Here is an 18,620-nt window from a genome sequence, read left to right as displayed (position 1 = left end):
GCGATGGATCTCCTAGCTCTTCTCTACGTACCGCAGCGAGCGCAGGCCGCGCTCCAGGTGCCAGTGCAGATAGGCGGACACCAGTCCGCTGCCCTCCCTGACGTGACGCGGCTCGCACGCGTCCGCCGTCGCCCAGTCGCCGGTCAGCAGCGCGCTGAGCAGGCCGATGGCCTCCGGAGAGGGTACGACGCTGCCGGGGACCCGGCAGTCGCCGCATATGACTCCACCGGCCGCGACCGAGAAGAACCGGTTGGGCCCGTGGATGCCGCACCTCGCGCAGTCCTCGAAGCTGGGCGCGTACCCGTTGACGGCGAGGGAGCGGAGCAGGAAGGCATCCAGGATGAGGTGGGGGGCGTGCTCGGCGTTCGCGAGGGTGCGCAGGCCCCCGACGAGCAGCAGGTACTGCTGCACGGCCGGCTCGCCCTCGTTGTCCGTGAACCGCTCCGCCGTCTCCAGCATCGCCGTCCCTGCGGTGTAGCGGGCGTAGTCGGTCACGATCCCGCCGCCGTACGCGGCGATGGTCTCGCTCTGGGTGCAGAGCGGGAGCCCGCGGCCGACGAGGTCGCTGCCCCGGGCGAAGAACTGCACGTCGACGTGGGAGAAGGGTTCGAGCCGGGCCCCGAACTTCGACTTGGTGCGCCGCACCCCACGCGCTACGGCGCGTACGCGGCCGTGACCGCGCGTGAGGAGCGTGATGATGCGGTCCGCTTCACCCAGCTTCTGGGTGCGCAGCACGATGCCGTCGTCGCGGAACAGACTCATGGGCCCATTCTCCCGTACGGATGCGGCGCCCCGGGCCGGTCCGGGCTCCCGACCCTGTTCACCCGGCTTCGGCCCGCCCGGACCGGTACGGTACGAGAACCCGCCCCACCCGCACCGGAGGTCTCTGTGAGTGGGCAGCACGACGGCCCTTAAGGACCGCTGATCCCGTTTCCCGAGCTCACCCCGGACGCCCTCCGGGCCGCCGTGGCGAAGATCGCTCCGAGCCGGATCCCGGCGCTCACCCAGCATCTCTTCGAGGCGACGACCAACGCCCAGCAGGCACAAAGCCTTGCCCCGCTGCGTGCCTTCGTCCACTCGTGGAACGAGGCCACCAAGGTGGGCCGGCCGATCGACCGCGAAGGCAGACTGCGGGAGTTCGACATCCTCAGCGGCCGGGGCTTCATCAGTTTCCTCGCCGTGCCTCGCCACGAGTGCGTCTACGTCTGCAACATCACCTGGTACGGCTGAGCCGCCTCCTTCACGGCACCTCGCCCCGGCTCCGCGCGTTCGCGTGTGCCGTCGCCGCGCTCAGGCGCTCCGCCGTCGTCGCCGCCCGCACCCCGTCCGGCTCGCAGTCCCACTCGCGTCCGCCGCCGAGCGGCCTGACCTGGAGGTACGGACCCTCGTGCCCCATGACGGTCCCGACCCGTCCGGTACGGATCTCGACGACGTACGACCCGATGGGCAGTTTCATGACCGGCCCCTTTCCCCCGGCAGTACGACGGCGAGCCGGCCCGCCGTTTCCACCGTGCAGCGTCCCAGTTCGATCAGCGGCCGCGGGGGGTCTGCGGCGAGGGTGAGGGCGTCGAGCCCCAGCGAGGGAAGGACGATTCCGGCCCTCGCGAGCGCGTCGCGCAATTCCCTCACCACCTCTTGTGCTTCTTGTACGGCCCCCGTGGACGGTCGCTCGTTCTGTTCCTTCACAACGCACCTCTCGCTGAATCCATTTCCGGATTTCCGCATCCAGGGTGGGGCCGGGTCCGTAGTATCGGCAGATGCGCAGGCGCTACAACTGCGGCGTAGAGATGGGTCGTTAATCCATGGCCAGAGGTAAGCGGCAGGACGTGTGGGAGTTCTTCGGCGAGCTGCTGAAGGAGCGGCGGGAGGCGGCGAACCTCTCGCAGGGGGAGCTCGGGAGACGGGTGTTCGTATCCGGCGGATACATCGGCCTGTTCGAGCAGGGAATCCGGAAACCCCAACTGGATGTGGCGCAGAGAATCGACGGGGTACTACAAACCGGCGGTATTTTCGAACGGACGTGGCGCAAGCTCATCGACAAGTCGCCGTACGCGTCCTATTTCCACGAGGTGGCCGAACTGGAGGCCGTGGCGACGAAGCTGTGCGAGTTCGCGCCGACGGTGGTGCCGGGGCTGTTGCAGACGGCGGAGTACGCGCGGGCGGTGACGGTCGCGGCGAACCCCTTCGTCACGGAGGAGTACATCGAGGAGAAGGTCACCTCGCGGCTGGAGCGGGCGAGGATCCTGAAGGACGCTACAAGGCCCGAGTATTGGGTCGTGCTGCACGAGAACGCGGTACTCATCCCGGTCGGCGGCCCAGCTGTCATGGCGCGGACGCTGGAGCACATCGCCGCGCTGATGCGCGAGCGGTGGGTGCTGGTGACCGTCCTGCCCCGCGCGGCGGGAGCGCACGCCTCGATGAACGGCATGCTTCAGCTTCTGGAGTTCGAGGACCAGCCACCAGCGGCCTATACAGAGACCTCGTTTTCGGGGACTTTGCTGGACGATCCGGCGGTGGTGAAGCGTGCGCAGCGCGCCTACGATCTGCTCAGGGTCGCCACACTGTCGCCAGAGGCGTCCCAGACCCTGATCGAATCGGCGGCGGAGGACTACAGACGATGCGCGAGTACGACCTGAGCAACGCCCGCTGGTTCAAGAGCTCCTACAGCAATGCGTCGGGGGGCGACTGCGTCGAAGTCTCGTACGACTTCACCGGCGCCGCATGGCGCAAGAGCTCCTACAGCAACGGCGAGGGCGGCAGCTGCGTCGAGGTCCTCGACCACGTCCCCGGCGTCGTCCCGGTCCGCGACTCCAAGGTCCCCGCCGGCCCCGCCCTCGCCCTCTCCACAGCCGCCTGGGCGACCTTCGTCACCGACTTGAAGCGGTGAAGTAGGGGGCCGCCCTCGATCCGGTGGCTAGGCGCTGCGGCCGGTCGTCGAGGCGAAGCCCAGCCAGGTGTGGCGGTTGCCCCACCAGCACCAGCCGACCTTCGGGGCGTTGCGCCGCTCGCGGCCGTCGCGTCCCGTGCCGTTGCTGATCCAGATCGCCGGGGTACGGGCGTCGAAGGCGCCGTTCGCCTTGCGCAGCCGGGACCCGATGGTCATGAAGCAGCGGTTCCGCTCCAGGGCCTCCGGCCGCTGGAGCACCCAGTGGATGCCTTCGGTGAGCAGCAGTGGGGTGCGTTCCTCCTTGGTGAGGGCGGGCAGCGCCTCCTCCGGGCTCCAGTTCGCCATGCGGTCCCCGCGGTCCACGCTGGCGACGAGGTAGAGCGGGGCGTCGGGCAATTCGACTGAGGCGGGGGCGAAGGCGTCGACGTCGGGCATGTCGACGACGACGAAGCCGGGCTTGCCGTCGCGGCGGAGAAGCGGCGCGAGGGCGGAGGCGGGGACGCGGTCCGGGTGGACGGCCAGCAGGGCACCGTCCTGCGAGTCGCCGGCGTCCTTGGCGAAGGCGCGCACGTCGTCGGCGGGTATCCCCGCCAGCTCGTGCACCCCCAGCTCGATCAAACGCTCCGCCTGGGCGGCGAGCGGCGGCAGAGGGGGTACGGCGACGGTGGACGAGGTATCGGGCACGTCACTTCCTCGGTTCGCGGTGCGGAACAGACCAGTGGTCGAACGAGGCGGCCTGCCGGAGTGTTCCCGGTGCCGACTCCGCCCCGTCGGCGCGCGTGTACAGCCCGAAACGGATCCCAACCCGCCCTTTGGGAAGTCATAAGTTCGCCTTATGGGTTCATAGACCGGGGGCGGGTACCACTCCGCGCAGAGTGTTATTTAGGGTGACCTAAGTGACGGCAGCTCTCGCCGTCACGTCGCTTGCGAAGGGAACCCTGACATGCCCCGCCCTCTCCGGGTCGCGATCGTCGGCGCCGGCCCCGCCGGAATCTATGCCGCTGATGCGCTGCTGAAGTCCGAGGCCGCCGCCGAGCCGGGCGTGTCGATCGACATCTTCGAGCGGATGCCGGCGCCCTTCGGCCTGATCCGTTACGGCGTGGCCCCCGACCACCCCCGGATCAAGGGCATCATCACCGCCCTGCACCAGGTCCTCGACAAGCCGCAGGTCCGCCTCTTCGGCAACGTCGAGTACGGCGCGGACGTGCACCTGGACGACCTGCGCGCCTTCTACGACGCCGTGGTCTTCTCGACCGGCGCCATGGCCGACCGTGAGCTTCGCATCCCCGGCGTCGAGCTCGACGGGTCCTACGGCGCCGCCGACTTCGCCTCCTGGTACGACGGGCACCCGGACGTGCCCCGCACCTGGCCGCTGCACGCGGAGAAGGTCGCCGTGCTCGGCGTCGGCAACGTGGCCCTCGACATCGCCCGCATCCTCGCCAAGACCGCGGACGAGCTGCTGCCGACCGAGATCCCGCCGAACGTCTACGACGGGCTGAAGGCCAACAAGGCCCTGGAGATCCACGTCTTCGGCCGCCGTGGCCCGGCCCAGGCGAAGTTCTCGCCGATGGAGCTGCGGGAGCTGGACCACTCCCCCACCATCGAGGTCATCGTCAACCCCGAGGACATCGACTACGACGAGGGCTCGATCGCCGAGCGCCGCAAGAACAAGCAGACCGACATGGTCGCCAAGACCCTGGAGAACTGGGCGATCCGCGATGTCGGCGACCGCCCGCACAAGCTGTTCCTGCACTTCTTCGAGTCGCCGGTCGAGATCCTCGGCGAGGACGGCAAGGTCGTCGGTCTGCGCACCGAGCGCACCGAGCTCGACGGCACGGGCAACGTCAAGGGGACCGGCACGACGACGGACTGGGACGTCCAGGCGGTCTACCGGGCCGTCGGCTACCTCTCCGACGAGCTGCCCAAGCTCCCCTGGGACACCGTCTCCGGCACCGTCCCGGACCAGGGCGGCCGGGTGATCGAGGAGAGCGGCGACCACCTGGCGTCGACGTACGTCACCGGCTGGATCCGGCGCGGTCCCGTCGGCCTCATCGGCCACACCAAGGGCGACGCCAACGAGACCGTGGCGAACCTCCTCGACGACTTCGCGAACGGCAGGCTGCTCACGCCGGAGACCCCCGACGCCGAGGCGGTCGTCTCCTTCCTGGAGTCCAAGGGCGTCACGTACACGACGTGGGAGGGCTGGTACGCCCTCGACGCCGCCGAGAAGGCGCTGGGCGAGCCGCAGGGCCGCGAGCGCGTGAAGATCGTCGAGCACGACGAGATGCTGAAGGCCAGCAACGCCGTCACCCCGAAGTAGCCATCTCGCAGTAGCAGCAGCGGGACACACGAGACGGGCCCGGCTCGTGAGGACACCTCACGAGCCGGGCCCTCTCGTGTGTCCGCCCCTACGCTCATATTCTGGAAAGGGCCGGGAAAGGCCCGAAGGGAAGTGAGCGGCCATGGCCGTCCCCGTCGAAGAAGCTCCTGTCGTCGGGCGGGCGCGGGACGCGGCGGCCCGGGAGTCCTGGGCCGAGGCGTACGTCCTGCTGAGCGAGGCCGACCGCCGCTCCTCGCCCCCTCTCGCCCCCGAGGACCTCGACCTCCTCGCCGACTCCGCCTGGTGGGCGGGGCACCTCGACGAGTCGCTCGACGCCCGGCTGCGCGCCCTCGCCGGGTATGCGGCGGCGGAGAACCACCGCGGGGCGGGGCACGCCGCCTGGTGGCTCTACTTCGAGTACCGCTGCCTGGGCCGGCCCGCCGCCGCCGCGGGCTGGCTGCACCGCTCCCGTCGGCATCTGGAGCACGTCCCCGACTGCCCCGAGCAGTGCTATCTCGCGTGGACGGACGCGGAGGAGGCGCAGGAACGGCATGAGCCCGGTGCGGCGCTCGCTGCGGCCCGCCGCATGGACCGGATCGCCCGGCACTCCGGCAGCCCGGATCTGATCGCCCTCAGCCGCCAGGCCCACGCGGCGGTGCTGCTGGCGGACGGCCGCAGGGCGGAAGGTCTGGCGCTCCTCGACGACGCGATGTGCGCGGTCACGGCGGGCGAGCTGAGCGGCATGTTCACCGGCTGGCTCTACTGTCTGGCGCTCACCCAGTGCATGGAGATGGGGGACTTCGGCCGCGCGGTGGAGTGGACGGACACGGCGATGGCCTGGTGCGAGGTGCCCTGGTCCCGGCACATCCGCCCGCCCGACGGGACCGCGGACGGGCACGGCGACTCCTCCGGCCACGAGACGGGTGTCGGGCCGCGGCACGCGGGCACGGCCGGGCCCATCGCCCCGCTCACCGACAATCCCTTCCGCGGCCTGTGCCGCATCCACCATGTCGAAGTGCTCGATCTGCTCGGCGCGTGGCCGCTCGCCGAGGCCGAGGCCGCGCGGGTGTGTGCGGAGGTGCTGCCCGACAGCATGGAGGCCGCCGCCGAGGCGCACTACGCCGCCGGCGAGATCCGGCGCCGACAGGGACGGCTGGCGGCCGCCGCCGTCTCGTACACCCGCGCTCATGAGCTCGGCCGGGACCCGCAGCCGGGTCTCGCCCTGCTGCGGCTGGCCCAGGGCAAGGCCGATGCCGCCGTCAACGGCCTGAACCTCGCGCTCGCCTGCCGGAACGATCCGGACCACGACCTCTTCGGCCGGGCCCGGCTGCTCGCCGCGCGGACGGAGGTGGCGCTGGCGGTCGGTGACACGGACGGGGCGGCCGAGGCGGTCGCGGAGCTGACGGAGCTCGCCCGCGGCGCGGTGCTGCTCGGCGCAATGGCGGACACGGCGAGCGGCGCTCTCGCGCTGGCCCGGCACGAGCCTGCCCTGCACCTGCTGCACCGGGCACTGGCCTCCTGGGTCAGGCTGCGTATCCCGTACGAGGCGGCGCAGACGCGGATGCTGCTGGCCGCGGCCGACCGGGCCGCCGGTGACGACGAGGCCGCCCGGCTGGAGCTCACGGCCGCCAGGGCCGTGTTCGAGCGGATCGGCGCGCTGCCCGACGCGCGGCGGGCCGCGGCGCTGCTGTCCGGGCAGCGCCGGACGCTGCCCGGGGGTCTGACACGGCGGGAGGCCGAGGTACTGCGGCTGGTGGCCGCGGGGGGAACCAACCGGGACATCGCCCACGCTCTGGTGATCAGCGAGCACACGGTGGCACGGCATCTGAACAACATCTTCGCCAAGCTCGGCGTGACGTCCCGTACCGCCGCCACGGCCTACGCCTACGCCCACGACCTGGCGGAGGCGTCGGCGGAGGCGTCGGCGGAGGCGTAGGCAGATCCGCCCATGGCGGGCGTGTGCGGATGTGGGTGGTTCGGGCGATGCGTACGACGGGCCACGGGGCCTACAACGGGAGGGTCGACCCGTCCCTCCGAGGATCCGCAGGCACACCATGAGCACCCTGAGCGTCGAACTGTCCCTGGAAAACCTGCGCGGCGCCGTCCGTGGTGACGTCGTCGTGCCCGGTGATCCTTCGTACGAGGAGGCCCGCCGTGTCTACAACGCGCTGCACGACCGCCGTCCGGCTGTCGTCGTGCGGGCCGTGGACGCCGGTGACGTGATCGCCGCCGTCCTCTTCGCCCGCGAGCACGAACTGCGTCTCGCCGTCCGTGGCGGCAGCCACGCCGTCGCGGGTCACGGCACCGTCGACGACGGTCTCGTCATCGACCTGTCCCGGATGCGCGGGGTGCGGGTGGACCCCGCGGCCCGTACCGCCCGCGCCGAGGGCGGCTGCACCTGGGGCGACTTCAACCACGCCACCCACGCCTTCGGCCTCGCCACCACCGGCGGTGTCATCTCCACCACCGGCGTCGGCGGTCTGACCCTCGGCGGTGGCATGGGCAACCTCTCCCGCCGCTACGGCCTGAGCTGCGACAACCTTCTGGCGGCCGATGTGGTGACCGCCGAGGGGACCCTGGTCACCTGTGACGCGGAGCGGCACCCGGATCTCTTCTGGGCGCTGCGCGGCGGAGGCGGGAACTACGGGGTCGTGACCTCGTTCCGCTTCCGGGTCCACCCGGTGTCGGACATCCTCGGCGGCGTCGTGATCTACCCGCTGGACGGTGAGGTGGCACGGCGCTGGCGCGACATGAACGCCGAGGCCGAGGAGGAGCTGAACACGCTCTTCGTGACCGCGCTGGGCCCGCAGGTCCCGTTCCTGCCGGAGCGCTGGCAGGGTCGCCCGGTCTGCGTCGCCGTGGTCTGCTTCACCGGCCGCCCCGAGGACGACGAGCGGGTACGCGCCCGGCTCGCCTCGCTCGGCCCGGTCGTGGGCGAGTTCCTGGACCGGATCCCGTACCCCCTCGTCAACACGCTGTTCGACGAGGACCTGCCGCCCGGTCTCTACCACTACTGGAAGGGCAACTTCAGCCGCGAGCTGTCCGACGGTGCCATCGGCGTCCACATGGCCTTCGGGGAGACGATCCCCTCGCTCCAGACCGAAACGGCGATCTTCCCGATCGACGGGGCCTGCCACCGGGTCGGCGCGCAGGACACCGCGTTCGCCTACCGGGACGCGTCGTTCTCCACCGCGTTCGGCGCCAGCTACACGGATCCTGCGGACACGGAGCGGAACATCGCCTGGACGCGGGCCTATGACGACGCCCTGCGCCCGCACACCCAGGAGGGCGGCTACGTCAACTTCATGGACGCCGACGACCAGAGCCGGGTCCGTTCCAACTACCGGCAGAACTACGACCGTCTGCGGGCGGTCAAGCGTCGCTACGACCCCGACAACACCTTCCGCCTCAACCACAACATCGCGCCCTGACGGGCAGCGGCCGGGGGGGCCGCGGTCAGCGGTCAGCGGTCAGCGGTCAGCGGTCAGCGGTCAGCGGTCACAGCAGCGTCCTCGCGGTGGCGAGCAGCCGGGCGGTGTCGTCGGCGCACAGCGCCAGCGCGTTGCCGACGGTGCACAGCACGTCCCGCTCCGCCGGGCTGTACGCCCCGTCGGCGAGGGCGATCCTCGCGGCCTGGAGCAGGATCGACTCGCGCCCGGAGGCGGCCAGGTGCGGGGTGAGCGGCTCCAGGGCCTCGTGGAGTTCGATGGCCAGGGCGGCGCCCCCGCTGCCCACGTCCGGCAGGAAGCGGCCGGTGTCGGCGGCGAGCGCCTCGACGAGGTCGGTCAGCTGGATGCCGGTGCACTCGTCGAACCCAGCGGCGCGGACCGCCGAGACCGCGGTGTCCACCGCCGTACGGGACGAGGTGCCGCCGGCGGCGAGGACGGCGAGGGCGACGGTGTGCACGGCGTCGCGGAGCATCGCGGAGAAGCGGCTCGTCGTCGGGTGGTCGAGGACCTCGGTGCCGAAGTGGGTGTGGCAGGCCGCGCACTCGATGACCGGCCCGGCAAGGCCGCGGGGCAGTACCGGCACGCCCAGGACGGCGAACCTCCGCCGCCCCGTCCGCCGCCGGTAGTTGCGGTCGCCGCCGCACTCCTCGCAGAAGAACTCGCCGTCGCCGACGGTGTTCCAAGAAGTACGAATGCCGCAGACGCCCATTTTCCGACTACGCGACTCCCGGGCAGACCGCACGCCGCACCTCCCTTGACGAACCGGCTACTTTGCCGACGTGGGCGTGATGTTAGCCACATCTGTGATGTGGCGTCAGCACCTTGTCGCCAGATCGGCGACGACTTGGCCGAGACACGCCACGGGCCTGGTACGCCTCCGGGAGGCGTACCGGGCCCGAATCACGCGGTCAGCGCCTCAGGACGGGCAGGTACGGCGGCGGTGGACCGCGTACGCCAGGCATCCGCAACCGACCGGAACCGCTGCATCCACGATCTCCCCCACGCTCGGCGCGGGTTCCCGGAAAGGGTGACCCGGATCATGGACGACCGTGCGCGGATGCCCGTACGAGGGTCAGCGCGCGGCGCGGTTGACGGCCGAGATGACCGCCTTCAGCGAGGCGCGGGTGGTGTTGGCGTCGATGCCGATGCCCCACAGCACCTTGCCGTCGATGGCGCACTCGATGTACGAGGCGGCCTGCGCGGAGGCGCCCTCGCTCATCGTGTGCTCCTGGTAGTCCAGCAGCCGGGCGTCCACACCGATCGCCTGCAGGGCGGCGAAGAAGGCCGAGATCGGACCGTTGCCGGAACCGGTCAGGACCGTGTCGACGCCGTCCACGACCGCCTCGACGGTCAGGGTGTCGGTGCCGTCGGTGTCGGAGGTGGTCTGGCCGGAACGCAGCTGGATACGGCCCCACGCGTTGTCGGGGTTGGGCAGGTACTCGTCCTGGAAGACCGACCAGATCGCGGCGGGGGTGACCTCGCCGCCCTCGGTGTCCGTCTTCTGCTGGATGATCTTCGAGAACTCGATCTGCATCCGGCGCGGCAGGTCCAGCTTGTGGTCGTTCTTCAGGACGTACGCGATACCGCCCTTGCCGGACTGCGAGTTGACCCGGATGACGGCCTCGTAGGAGCGGCCGACGTCCTTCGGGTCGATCGGCAGGTACGGCACCGCCCACTCGATCTCGTCGACGGTCTTGCCGGCGGCGGCCGCGTCGGCCTCCATCGCGTCGAAGCCCTTCTTGATGGCGTCCTGGTGGGAGCCGGAGAAGGCGGTGTAGACCAGGTCGCCCGCGTAGGGGTGGCGCGGGTGGACCTCCATCTGGTTGCAGTACTCGGACGTACGGCGGATCTCGTCGATCTGCGAGAAGTCGATCTGCGGGTCCACGCCCTGCGAGAACAGGTTCATGCCCAGCGTCACCAGGTCGACGTTGCCGGTGCGCTCACCCTGGCCGAACAGGCAGCCCTCGATACGGTCGGCACCGGCCATGATCGCCAGCTCGGCCGCCGCCACCGCCGTACCGCGGTCGTTGTGCGGGTGGACGGAGAGGCAGATGTACGGGCGGCGGGTCAGGTTCCGGGACATCCACTCGAACCGGTCCGCGTGCGTGGACGGCGTCGAACGCTCCACGGTGGCGGGCAGGTTCAGGATGATCTCGCGGCCCTCCTCGGGCTGCCAGACGTCACAGACCGCCTCGCAGACCTCCAGGGCGAAGTCCAGCTCGGTGTCGGTGAAGATCTCCGGGCTGTACTGGTAGCCGAAGATCGTCTCGTCGCCCAGCAGCTTGTCGGCGTACTCCATGACCAGCCGCGTGCCGTCGACGGCGATCTGCTTGATCTGCTCCTTCGAGCCGCGGAAGACGACCCGGCGGAAGGTGGGCGCGGTGGCGTTGTACAGGTGGACGGTGGCGCGCTTGGCGCCGACCAGGGACTCCACGGTCCGCTCGATCAGGTCCTCGCGGGCCTGGGTCAGTACGGAGATGGTGACGTCGTCCGGGATCGCGCCCTCTTCGATGATGGAGCGCACGAAGGCGAAGTCGGTCTCGCCGGAGGACGGGAAGCCGACCTCGATCTCCTTGTAGCCCATCCGCACCAGCAGGTCGAACATCTCGCGCTTGCGGGCCGGGGACATCGGGTCGATCAGGGCCTGGTTGCCGTCGCGCAGGTCCGTGGAGAGCCAGCGGGGAGCCTTGGTGATGCGCTGCTCGGGCCAGGTGCGATCGGGGATGTGCACGGCCTCGTACCGGCCGTACTTGTGGATCGGCATCCCGGACGGCTTCTGCATCTGGGTGGCGTTGGTGACGGGCGTCGGGCGGCCAACGGGCTGAGACATTGCGTAGGGCTCCTCGGGTCCAGCGGGAGTGGGGGTCCCCCCTGCTCGAAGAGCTCGGGGGAGGCCGACAGGAACGCAACACCAGGTCCCGCGGGGAGGGGGTCGGCCTACGACTACAAGCCCTCACCGCGGCAGCTAAGGAGAAGCAGCCCGAAACGCATGATGTGCCGCAGCCTAGCTCAGGGACGCCGGAGACGGACGTCCTGTTCCAGTATGCGGGACGGTCGGCGCGTCAAGCCCAAAGCGTGACCATCATCCCATTTCGCCAATCCTTGCCTCATCCCGTGACAGCGGGGTCACGGAGTGCCACATTTTCCGGCATGACCTCCCCCATGCACCGTCGTGCCTCCCGTCCCGTCTTCTGCTCGATCGTGCCGCCACACCTGCTGGAGCACCTCGCCCGGTCCGGGAACCCGGCGATCGCGGCGGTGGCCCGTCGCACCCTGGTCGCGGACGCCGCGGCCCGGACGGCCCGCGCGCTCCCGCCGACGGCCTCCGCCACGACCCCGGCGCCCGCGGACCCGGCCCGCCCGCTGCGCACGGTGTACGACGCGCAGCGCCGGACGGAGCTGCCGGGCGTCGAGGTCCGCGGCGAGGGCGACGAGGCGACCGGCGACGCCACCGTCAACCGCGCCTACGCCGGGCTCGGAGCCACCTTCGACCTCTTCCTGAACGCCTTCGGCCGCAACTCGATCGACGGCGCCGGCCTGCCCCTCCTGGCGACGGTCCACTACGACGAGAACTACGGCAACGCCTTCTGGAACGGGGAGCAGATGGTGTTCGGGGACGGGGACGACGAGATCTTCCTCGACTTCACCCTCCCCGTGGACGTCATCGGGCACGAGCTGACCCACGGCTTCACGCAGCACACGGCCGATCTGGAGTACTTCAGCCAGTCCGGCGCCCTGAACGAGTCGGTCTCGGACGTCTTCGGCTCGCTGGTGAAGCAGTACGCGCTGGGCCAGAGCGCCGCGGACGCCGACTGGCTGATCGGCGAGGGTCTGTTCCACCCGAACGTCCAGGGGACCGCGCTGCGCTCGATGAAGGCTCCGGGCACGGCGTACGACGACGACGTCCTGGGCAAGGACCCGCAGCCGGGCCACATGGACGACTACGTCCGCACCAGCCAGGACAACGGCGGCGTGCACATCAATTCCGGCATCCCCAATCACGCCTTCTACCTGGCGGCGACCGAGCTGGGCGGCAACGCCTGGGAGCGGCCGGGGCAGATCTGGTACGACGTGATGACCGGTGGGGCGCTCACCCCCGGGACCCGCTTCGACGAGTTCGCGAAGGCCACGGTCGCGGCGGCGAAGGCGCGGTACGGCGACGGGGCGGAGATCCAGGCCGTGCTGAAGGCCTGGTCGGCCGTGGGCGTGCCGACGGACTGATAGACAGAACTCATGCGTATTCGAGTGCGGCGCACCGGCGGCTTCGCGGGCATCGAACGGTCGGCCGAGGTGGACACCTCGGACCAGGCGGACGCGGTGGAATGGCACACCCTGGCCGTCGCGGTCCTCAGAGACGGCGAGGACGACGGCCCGGGGGTGCCGGACGGCTTCTCGTACGAGATCACGATCGACGGCGAGACGGTCCGCTGCGCGGACCCCCGGCTGACGCGGGTGCAGCGGGCCCTGATCAGGAAGGTCCTGAAGGAGGGCGCCTAGGGGACCACCCCGGGCGCCCTGCCGGGGGGCTAGAAGCCGAGCTTCCGCAGCTGCTTGGGGTCCCGCTGCCAGTCCTTCGCGACCTTCACGTGCAGGTCGAGGAAGACCGGGGTCCCGAGCAGCGCCTCGATGTGCTTGCGGGACTTCATCCCGACCTCCTTCAGGCGGCTGCCCTTCGGGCCGATGATGATCCCCTTCTGGCTGGGGCGCTCGATGTAGACGTTCGCGTGGATGTCGAGCAGCGGCTTGTCCGCCGGGCGGTTCTCGCGCGGGATCATCTCCTCGACCACCACCGCGATCGAGTGCGGCAGCTCGTCCCGTACGCCCTCCAGTGCGGCCTCGCGGATCAGCTCCGCGACCATCACCTGCTCCGGCTCGTCGGTGAGGTCGCCCTCCGGGTAGAGCGGCGGGGACTCCGGCAGGAGCGGGATCAGCAGGTCCGCGACGAGCTGCACCTGCTTGTCGCCGACGGCGGAGACCGGGACGATCTCCTGCCACTCGAAGCCGAGCTCCTTGCCGAGCTGGTCGATGGCGATGAGCTGCTCGGCGAGGGTCTTGGAGTCGACCAGGTCGGTCTTGGTGACGATCGCGACCTTCGGGGTCTTCTTGATCCCGGCGAGCTCCTTGGCGATGAAGCGGTCGCCGGGGCCGAGCTTCTGGTCGGCGGGCAGGCAGAAGCCGATCACGTCGACCTCGGCCCACGTCGTCCGCACGACGTCGTTGAGGCGCTCGCCGAGGAGCGTGCGCGGCTTGTGGAGGCCCGGCGTGTCGACCAGGATCAGCTGGGCGTCCGGGCGGTGCACGATGCCGCGGACGGTGTGCCGGGTGGTCTGGGGCCGGTTGGAGGTGATCGCCACCTTCTGGCCGACCAGAGCGTTCGTGAGGGTGGACTTGCCCGCGTTGGGGCGGCCGACGAAGCAGGCGAAGCCGGCCCGGTGGACGGCTTCGGAATCTTGGTTACGAGCGCTCATGGGGGCCATTGTCCCCGATGCCGGGCCGCCTCACGTACTCAAGTCCCGACGGCGCCTCACCCGGAGCCCGACGAGCGCCACCGCCGCCCCCGCGAGCACCGCCGCGGCGGCGGGCCAGGGCAGTGCGACGAAGGACACCCGCGCCGACTCCCGTACGTCCCTCGCCGTCGCCGTGAGGGTCACGTCACCCCAGTCGAACTGCGGCGATCCCGTCCACCGCTCGGTGAGCCGGATCTTCTGGCGGGGCAGCAGCTCGGCGGGGACCCTCGCCAGATCGCGGGCGAGGAGGGTGCGGCCGAAGAGGCCCTCGGCGCGGAGGGCGACCTTCGGATCGAGGGTGACGTTGCCGCGGTTGTGCAGGGTGTACGAGATGAGGGCGGTGCTCGTGCCGGCGCCGGGGACGAGCGGTCGGTCCTGGTGGAGGGTGATGTCCTCGACGGCGAGGGCGGGCACCGTCGGGCCGTTCACCCGGAGGTAGACCCTGGCCGCGACGGCGCGCCGTACGCCCACCGCGACGGGGCCCTCGCCTCCGGCCTGAACGCGCTCGTCGAGGGCGACGACGGCGCCGGGATGGTCGCCGGGCTCGGCGTCGGCGGGCACGGTGAGCGTCCACGGGACGGTGACGGAGGAGCGGGCGGGGACGGTGACACGGGTGCGTTCGGGGGTGATCCAGGCGCCGGCGCCGGTCTGCTTCTCCTGCTGGGTGCGGACGGCGAAGCCGCCGTCCCGCTCGGTGTTGTAGGCGTCGGCGCCGTAGAGGCGGAAGGTGAGCGGGGAGCCGGTCCTGTTGGTCACGGTGACCCGGTCGGTCAGCGTCGTGCCGGGATCGGCGGAGAGGTAGAAGTAGGGCCGGCTGCCGAGCCGAGAGGCGGCCGGGTGGACGGCCCACTCGCCGTTGTCGGCGGCGTGGGCGGGGGCGGGGGCGCCGAGGAGGAGCAGGGCCGCGGCGAGGAGGAGTACGTACAGCTTGCGCACGGTGCGGAACTCCCGGGGTCGCAGGCGGGCCGACCGGGTGCGCGCCCGGCCCGCTGGGGGCTGTCTTCCGTCAGCTGAGCGTGAGCGTGAGGACTCCCGCGTAGGCGCCGGGCGCGGTGAACGCCGGGACGTTCAGGGAAACCTTGGCGTCGACCGTGAACTCGCCGCCCGTGAGCGTGCCGTTCGGTGCCGAGGCGAGGGTCGCCCCGTCGCCGCCGACCGTTCCTGCCGAGCCGGGGACACAGGTGCTGGGGCTGCCGGCCTTGGTGGTGCAGGCAGGGGTCCAGCTGAGCTGTCCGGCTCCGATGGCGCCGCCGGGGCCGGTGAAGTCGGTGACCTTGCCGGTCAGCGACCAGCCCGCGGGCCCGCCGCGGAAGTCCTTGACCGTCACCGTCCGCAGATCGCCGGTCGCCGCGCCGCCCTGACCGAAGTCGACGGACGAGAGCTGGACCGAGTCACCGGCCTGGGTCATGGACAGTTCGCCCGCCGTGACGGCCGTGTGGAGCTTCTGGCTGTCCGGCGGCTGCGGGGTGTCGTCGACGACGGTGTACGCGGCCGGTCCGGCACCCTTCTCCGGGTCCCAGGCCGCTCCCTCGTACGCGACGATCCCGGTGGTCGCCCGGTCGTCGACCCTCAGGCGTGCGGCGAACCCGCCCTCGCTGTCGGTGGTGACGGTCATCCGGTCGGCGGTCTCCGCGGCTCCGGCGCGTCCGACGACGGTGACCTCAATGAGCGGGGTGAACTTCGCGCCGGTCACGGTGGTGCGGACGCCCGGTGCGCCGGAGGCCGCGCCGAGCTGGATGTTCCGTTCGTTGGCGCCCGGCCGGGTGCTCGCCGTGATCGTCTCGGAGACGGGGGCGGGCGGGTCGGTGACCGTGCAGGGGGTGTCCAGCTCCATCAGGTAGCTGGTGTGGATGTTGTAGTCGCCGGGCGAGAGCGTGATCGAGCCGGGCGCGGTGACCGTGAACGTGCCGGTCATCGAGAACGGCGGGAAGGCGCCCTTGCCGGGGACGGGGTCGTTCTTCTTGGGCCCGGTGACGGTGACCGCGCCGGTCTGGGCGCCGCCGAGGACGACCTTTCCGCTCGGGGTCATGATGTCGGCCGGGAGGGCGAGGTCGACCGGGTTGGACGCGGCGGGCTTGGTGACCTTGTAGGTGACGGTGACGGTGTCGCCGACCTTGGGCGTGGGCTTGTCCACGGTGATCTCGGCGGTCGTGGTGCCATCGATGGGCGGGATGCCGGCGATGGGCGGCGGGACGCAGTGGGTGGGGAAGTCCACCGCCTGGGACGTGGTCGCCAGGGCGCCGGCCGGGACGGCCAGCGCGCCGCCTGCGGCGACCGCGAGAGCGGTGGCGCCGAGGGCGGCGGTCCAGCGCCGTCTCCGCGCCGGGGTTCTCAGTGCCATGTGTGCCCCCTCCTGAGGGATGAGAGGGCGCCATTGACGGCCGCCCGCGAGGAGAAGTCAATGGAATCGAAATGCACCGACTGATGACCCATCAGATACTGTCAAGATCGGCGGTCCGCTCGTAGTTTTACCTGGTCAGCGGCGTGGACGGCAGCGCGGCGACTGCGCGGTCGGCTGCCCGGTCGGCTGCCCGGCCAGCACAGGTACCGGCGCCGCCCGCGGCGACGCCGGTGAGGGGTGCGGGTCCCGCTAGAAGACGAACGGGCCGGGGGACTGCGAGGTGAGCGCGTCGCAGTTCACGGTCGTCCCGAAGATCGTCATGGTGAGCGCGGTGCCGGCGAAGTACGAGTTGAGACTGTCGCCGACGGCCACGGTGCCGCTGAGCGGGCCGATGGTGACGGCCTGGTTGGCCGCCAGGGCGGGGTTCTTCTTGCCGCTGAACACGCGGGTGCCACCGCCGGCCCTGGCCATCGTCAGCTTGGCGTTGATCTGGTCGGCACCGACCGCGATCGGCGTCTTGACGGCGGAGGTGAGCGTGATCGTCGCGGCCGTGCCGCTCTGCGTGGCCTTGAGCGTGGCGAGCCCGCCACCCCACATCCCGCAGTCGTACGTGGCCGTGGCGGTGCCCGGCGTCACGGCGCCGGCCGCCGGGGCGAAGGCGAGTCCGGTCACCGCGAGAGCTCCCGCGAGAACCGCACCGATTCCTAAGTAGCTGCCTCTCATGAGGTCGTACCCCTTCCGATGAGGCACGCAGGGGTGCGGACGCTGCGTGAAGGCGTGAATCGTGAATCTGACGGCCCGTCGGACGGGCCGCTGTTCATTGACGCGCAACGGGCCGGGGAAGACAAGAGAAGGTCCGTTGATCCTTCACAAGCGCGCAAAGAGGGCCCGGCGGGAGTGCCGGGCCCTCTTCGGGTTCTTCGGTGGACCTCAGCCCGCGGTGACCGCCGCACGCAGCTGTCCGTCGGGCCCGGCGAGCAGCACCGGGGTCTCGGGGCCGCCGAGATCCCGTACCGCCGCGCGGTCCGCCTCCGAGGCGACGTCGGCGGTCGAGACGACGGCCGCGGCCTCCAGCGACTGGGCGCCGCTGGCCACGGCCATCGCGACTGCGGTCTGGAGCGCGCTCAGCTTGAGCGACTCCAGGTCCACGGTCCCGGCCACATAGGTCCGGCCGGTCTCGTCACGCACCGCCGCGCCCTCGGGCACACCGTTGCGGGCGCGGGCGCTGCGCGCCAGCGTGATGATCTTGAGGTCCTCGGCGCCGAGGTCGCCGTGGTCGGGCTTGAGTGTCATGCCCCGAGCATAGGTCGGGGCGGGGGGTCAGCTCTGCGCGCCCTTGACGAACTTGTCGGCGGCGAGCTTGGCGAGGGTGTCGAAGTCCTTGTGACCGGACGCGTTCGGCGGCACGTGGGAGATGCGGGCCACGCCGGTGCCCTGCCGCACGACGAGCATGTTCGACTCGACGGTCATGGCGACGTCCGCCAGCTTCATCTTCAGCCGGAAGGCGTGCGACTCCTCGCCGGCCTTCGGGCCGGTGATCTTCTCGGCCGTGACGGTCATCTTCATGCCCTGGAGATCGGCGGCGAACCCCTTGCAAGTGTCCAGCGAGGTGCCGAGCGCCTTGACGAAGTCCGTGGCACCGGCGGCCGGGAAGGTGAAGACCTGGCTGTCGATCCCGGTCGTGTCGCTGACGCGCTCGAAGCTGCCGGACGGGCCCATCGTCGCCCCGGCGATCGTGTCGGCCATGAAACCGGCGAGCGGCTGGCACTCCGCCTTGTCCGCCTTCGGCTGGATCTGGTCGGGGTCGGCCGAGCCGTTCTTCCAGCCGGCGGGCAGGTCCTTGAGAGTCAGCGTCGCGGCCTGCATCTGGGCGGCCGTCAGGGGCGTGGCGGCAGCCGGGGCGGCGGACGTGGTCTGCCCGGCGGCCGGCTTGTCGGCGCCCTTCTTCGTGTCGTCCTTGGCATCGCCGCCACCGCAGGCGGCGGTCAGGGAGAGAGCGGAGACGGCGAGGGCCGCGGCCAGGCCGTGGCGAATGCGAGTGCGCATGGTGAAGTGCCCCTTGGGCGTGCGAGGGTGAGCGGAACGTGCCGTACGCCTTCACGGCGTCCGGACGGCG

At 71.0% G+C, this 18,620-nt stretch carries 20 protein-coding genes; 8 read left to right on the top strand and 12 right to left on the bottom strand.

Annotated features, from left to right (window positions below):
* Nucleotides 1-12: 12 nt before the first annotated feature.
* On the bottom strand, nucleotides 13-762 hold the full coding sequence (gene recO, locus J7E93_RS04145; protein WP_215065846.1) for a DNA repair protein RecO: 750 nt from the start codon (nucleotides 760-762) through the stop codon (nucleotides 13-15).
* Nucleotides 763-921: 159 nt separating this feature from the next.
* Here recO and J7E93_RS04140 point away from each other — a divergent pair, with 159 nt between their 5' ends.
* Entirely contained in the window at nucleotides 922-1,230 is a 309-nt protein-coding gene (locus J7E93_RS04140) for a hypothetical protein (protein ID WP_251066025.1), read from the top strand.
* Between the two features lie 10 nt (nucleotides 1,231-1,240).
* Here the strand turns inward: J7E93_RS04140 and J7E93_RS04135 are convergent, their stop codons facing one another.
* Nucleotides 1,241-1,456 carry a hypothetical protein gene (locus J7E93_RS04135; protein ID WP_215065845.1) on the bottom strand — a complete coding sequence of 72 codons (216 nt, stop codon included), beginning with the start codon at nucleotides 1,454-1,456 and terminating at the stop codon, nucleotides 1,241-1,243.
* Entirely contained in the window at nucleotides 1,453-1,632 is a 180-nt protein-coding gene (locus J7E93_RS04130; protein WP_251066032.1) for a hypothetical protein, read from the bottom strand. Before J7E93_RS04130 ends, J7E93_RS04135 begins: the two co-directional genes overlap by 4 nt.
* A 170-nt stretch (nucleotides 1,633-1,802) precedes the next feature.
* Between J7E93_RS04130 and J7E93_RS04125 the strand changes: the two genes are divergently transcribed.
* Both J7E93_RS04125 and J7E93_RS04120 read left to right on the top strand, forming a co-directional pair.
* Nucleotides 1,803-2,636, top strand: a complete 834-nt coding sequence (locus tag J7E93_RS04125) for a helix-turn-helix transcriptional regulator (protein WP_215065843.1) — start codon at nucleotides 1,803-1,805, stop codon at nucleotides 2,634-2,636.
* Entirely contained in the window at nucleotides 2,618-2,887 is a 270-nt protein-coding gene (locus J7E93_RS04120) for a DUF397 domain-containing protein (protein ID WP_215065842.1), read from the top strand. The genes J7E93_RS04125 and J7E93_RS04120 overlap by 19 nt, the downstream gene beginning before the upstream one ends.
* Nucleotides 2,888-2,914: 27 nt before the next feature.
* Here J7E93_RS04120 and J7E93_RS04115 read toward each other — a convergent pair whose 3' ends face one another.
* Nucleotides 2,915-3,571 carry a DUF5701 family protein gene (locus tag J7E93_RS04115; protein ID WP_215065841.1) on the bottom strand — a complete coding sequence of 219 codons (657 nt, stop codon included), beginning with the start codon at nucleotides 3,569-3,571 and terminating at the stop codon, nucleotides 2,915-2,917.
* A 259-nt stretch (nucleotides 3,572-3,830) separates the two neighbouring features.
* Between J7E93_RS04115 and J7E93_RS04110 the strand changes: the two genes are divergently transcribed.
* The 3 genes from J7E93_RS04110 (at nucleotide 3,831) to J7E93_RS04100 (ending at nucleotide 8,638) form a co-directional block, all read left to right on the top strand.
* On the top strand, nucleotides 3,831-5,207 hold the full coding sequence (locus tag J7E93_RS04110; RefSeq protein WP_215065840.1) for an FAD-dependent oxidoreductase: 1,377 nt from the start codon (nucleotides 3,831-3,833) through the stop codon (nucleotides 5,205-5,207).
* Nucleotides 5,208-5,349: 142 nt separating this feature from the next.
* Nucleotides 5,350-7,143, top strand: a complete 1,794-nt coding sequence (locus J7E93_RS04105; protein ID WP_215065839.1) for a LuxR family transcriptional regulator — start codon at nucleotides 5,350-5,352, stop codon at nucleotides 7,141-7,143.
* 118 nt (nucleotides 7,144-7,261) lie between these two features.
* Nucleotides 7,262-8,638 (top strand): FAD-binding oxidoreductase, encoded by a 1,377-nt coding sequence (locus tag J7E93_RS04100; RefSeq protein WP_215065838.1) that lies wholly within the window; start codon nucleotides 7,262-7,264, stop codon nucleotides 8,636-8,638.
* Nucleotides 8,639-8,705: 67 nt separating this feature from the next.
* On the opposite strand, the gene J7E93_RS04095 is transcribed toward J7E93_RS04100, so the two are convergent.
* Both J7E93_RS04095 and leuA read right to left on the bottom strand, forming a co-directional pair.
* Nucleotides 8,706-9,365 (bottom strand): TerB family tellurite resistance protein, encoded by a 660-nt coding sequence (locus J7E93_RS04095; RefSeq protein ID WP_215065837.1) that lies wholly within the window; start codon nucleotides 9,363-9,365, stop codon nucleotides 8,706-8,708.
* A 363-nt stretch (nucleotides 9,366-9,728) separates the two neighbouring features.
* Complete coding sequence (gene leuA, locus J7E93_RS04090; RefSeq protein ID WP_215065836.1) at nucleotides 9,729-11,486, bottom strand: 2-isopropylmalate synthase; 1,758 nt, start codon at nucleotides 11,484-11,486, stop codon at nucleotides 9,729-9,731.
* 320 nt (nucleotides 11,487-11,806) lie between these two features.
* Here leuA and J7E93_RS04085 point away from each other — a divergent pair, with 320 nt between their 5' ends.
* On the top strand, nucleotides 11,807-12,877 hold the full coding sequence (locus tag J7E93_RS04085) for a M4 family metallopeptidase (RefSeq protein WP_251065991.1): 1,071 nt from the start codon (nucleotides 11,807-11,809) through the stop codon (nucleotides 12,875-12,877).
* A gap of 12 nt (nucleotides 12,878-12,889) precedes the next feature.
* The gene (locus tag J7E93_RS04080) at nucleotides 12,890-13,153 is read left to right on the top strand and encodes a protealysin inhibitor emfourin (RefSeq protein WP_215065835.1); all 264 of its coding nucleotides are present in this window, start codon (nucleotides 12,890-12,892) and stop codon (nucleotides 13,151-13,153) included.
* A gap of 29 nt (nucleotides 13,154-13,182) precedes the next feature.
* On the opposite strand, the gene era is transcribed toward J7E93_RS04080, so the two are convergent.
* From era to J7E93_RS04050, 6 genes are all read right to left on the bottom strand, one after another.
* On the bottom strand, nucleotides 13,183-14,124 hold the full coding sequence (era, locus tag J7E93_RS04075; protein ID WP_215065834.1) for a GTPase Era: 942 nt from the start codon (nucleotides 14,122-14,124) through the stop codon (nucleotides 13,183-13,185).
* 30 nt (nucleotides 14,125-14,154) lie between these two features.
* Nucleotides 14,155-15,099, bottom strand: a complete 945-nt coding sequence (locus J7E93_RS04070; RefSeq protein ID WP_215065833.1) for a WxL protein peptidoglycan domain-containing protein — start codon at nucleotides 15,097-15,099, stop codon at nucleotides 14,155-14,157.
* Nucleotides 15,100-15,169: 70 nt separating this feature from the next.
* Entirely contained in the window at nucleotides 15,170-16,504 is a 1,335-nt protein-coding gene (locus J7E93_RS04065) for a WxL domain-containing protein (protein WP_215065832.1), read from the bottom strand.
* 249 nt (nucleotides 16,505-16,753) lie between these two features.
* A complete protein-coding gene (locus J7E93_RS04060) occupies nucleotides 16,754-17,227 on the bottom strand; it encodes a hypothetical protein (RefSeq protein WP_215065831.1) in 474 nt (157 codons plus the stop codon).
* A gap of 207 nt (nucleotides 17,228-17,434) precedes the next feature.
* Entirely contained in the window at nucleotides 17,435-17,797 is a 363-nt protein-coding gene (locus tag J7E93_RS04055) for a cytidine deaminase (RefSeq protein ID WP_215065830.1), read from the bottom strand.
* Between the two features lie 27 nt (nucleotides 17,798-17,824).
* Nucleotides 17,825-18,550, bottom strand: coding sequence for a hypothetical protein (locus tag J7E93_RS04050; protein ID WP_215065829.1), 726 nt, complete (start codon nucleotides 18,548-18,550; stop codon nucleotides 17,825-17,827).
* Nucleotides 18,551-18,620: the final 70 nt, after the last annotated feature.

Origin of the sequence: Streptomyces sp. ISL-36 (assembly GCF_018614205.1) — a bacterium.
GTDB lineage: Bacteria > Actinomycetota > Actinomycetes > Streptomycetales > Streptomycetaceae > Streptomyces.
This window is presented reverse-complemented; position numbering and strand designations above follow the sequence as displayed.

Excerpts from the sequence above, each read along its gene's own strand:
- recO (WP_215065846.1), bottom strand. The coding sequence starts at position 762 with ATGAGTCTGTTCCGCGACGACGGCATCGTGCTGCGCACCCAGAAGCTG.
- J7E93_RS04135 (WP_215065845.1), bottom strand. The coding sequence starts at position 1,456 with ATGAAACTGCCCATCGGGTCGTACGTCGTCGAGATCCGTACCGGACGG.
- J7E93_RS04125 (WP_215065843.1), top strand. The coding sequence starts at position 1,803 with ATGGCCAGAGGTAAGCGGCAGGACGTGTGGGAGTTCTTCGGCGAGCTG.
- J7E93_RS04120 (WP_215065842.1), top strand. The coding sequence starts at position 2,618 with ATGCGCGAGTACGACCTGAGCAACGCCCGCTGGTTCAAGAGCTCCTAC.
- J7E93_RS04110 (WP_215065840.1), top strand. The coding sequence starts at position 3,831 with ATGCCCCGCCCTCTCCGGGTCGCGATCGTCGGCGCCGGCCCCGCCGGA.
- J7E93_RS04105 (WP_215065839.1), top strand. The coding sequence starts at position 5,350 with ATGGCCGTCCCCGTCGAAGAAGCTCCTGTCGTCGGGCGGGCGCGGGAC.
- J7E93_RS04100 (WP_215065838.1), top strand. The coding sequence starts at position 7,262 with ATGAGCACCCTGAGCGTCGAACTGTCCCTGGAAAACCTGCGCGGCGCC.
- J7E93_RS04095 (WP_215065837.1), bottom strand. The coding sequence starts at position 9,365 with ATGGGCGTCTGCGGCATTCGTACTTCTTGGAACACCGTCGGCGACGGC.
- leuA (WP_215065836.1), bottom strand. The coding sequence starts at position 11,486 with ATGTCTCAGCCCGTTGGCCGCCCGACGCCCGTCACCAACGCCACCCAG.
- J7E93_RS04085 (WP_251065991.1), top strand. The coding sequence starts at position 11,807 with ATGACCTCCCCCATGCACCGTCGTGCCTCCCGTCCCGTCTTCTGCTCG.
- J7E93_RS04080 (WP_215065835.1), top strand. The coding sequence starts at position 12,890 with ATGCGTATTCGAGTGCGGCGCACCGGCGGCTTCGCGGGCATCGAACGG.
- era (WP_215065834.1), bottom strand. The coding sequence starts at position 14,124 with ATGAGCGCTCGTAACCAAGATTCCGAAGCCGTCCACCGGGCCGGCTTC.
- J7E93_RS04065 (WP_215065832.1), bottom strand. The coding sequence starts at position 16,504 with ATGGCACTGAGAACCCCGGCGCGGAGACGGCGCTGGACCGCCGCCCTC.
- J7E93_RS04060 (WP_215065831.1), bottom strand. The coding sequence starts at position 17,227 with ATGAGAGGCAGCTACTTAGGAATCGGTGCGGTTCTCGCGGGAGCTCTC.
- J7E93_RS04055 (WP_215065830.1), bottom strand. The coding sequence starts at position 17,797 with ATGACACTCAAGCCCGACCACGGCGACCTCGGCGCCGAGGACCTCAAG.
- J7E93_RS04050 (WP_215065829.1), bottom strand. The coding sequence starts at position 18,550 with ATGCGCACTCGCATTCGCCACGGCCTGGCCGCGGCCCTCGCCGTCTCC.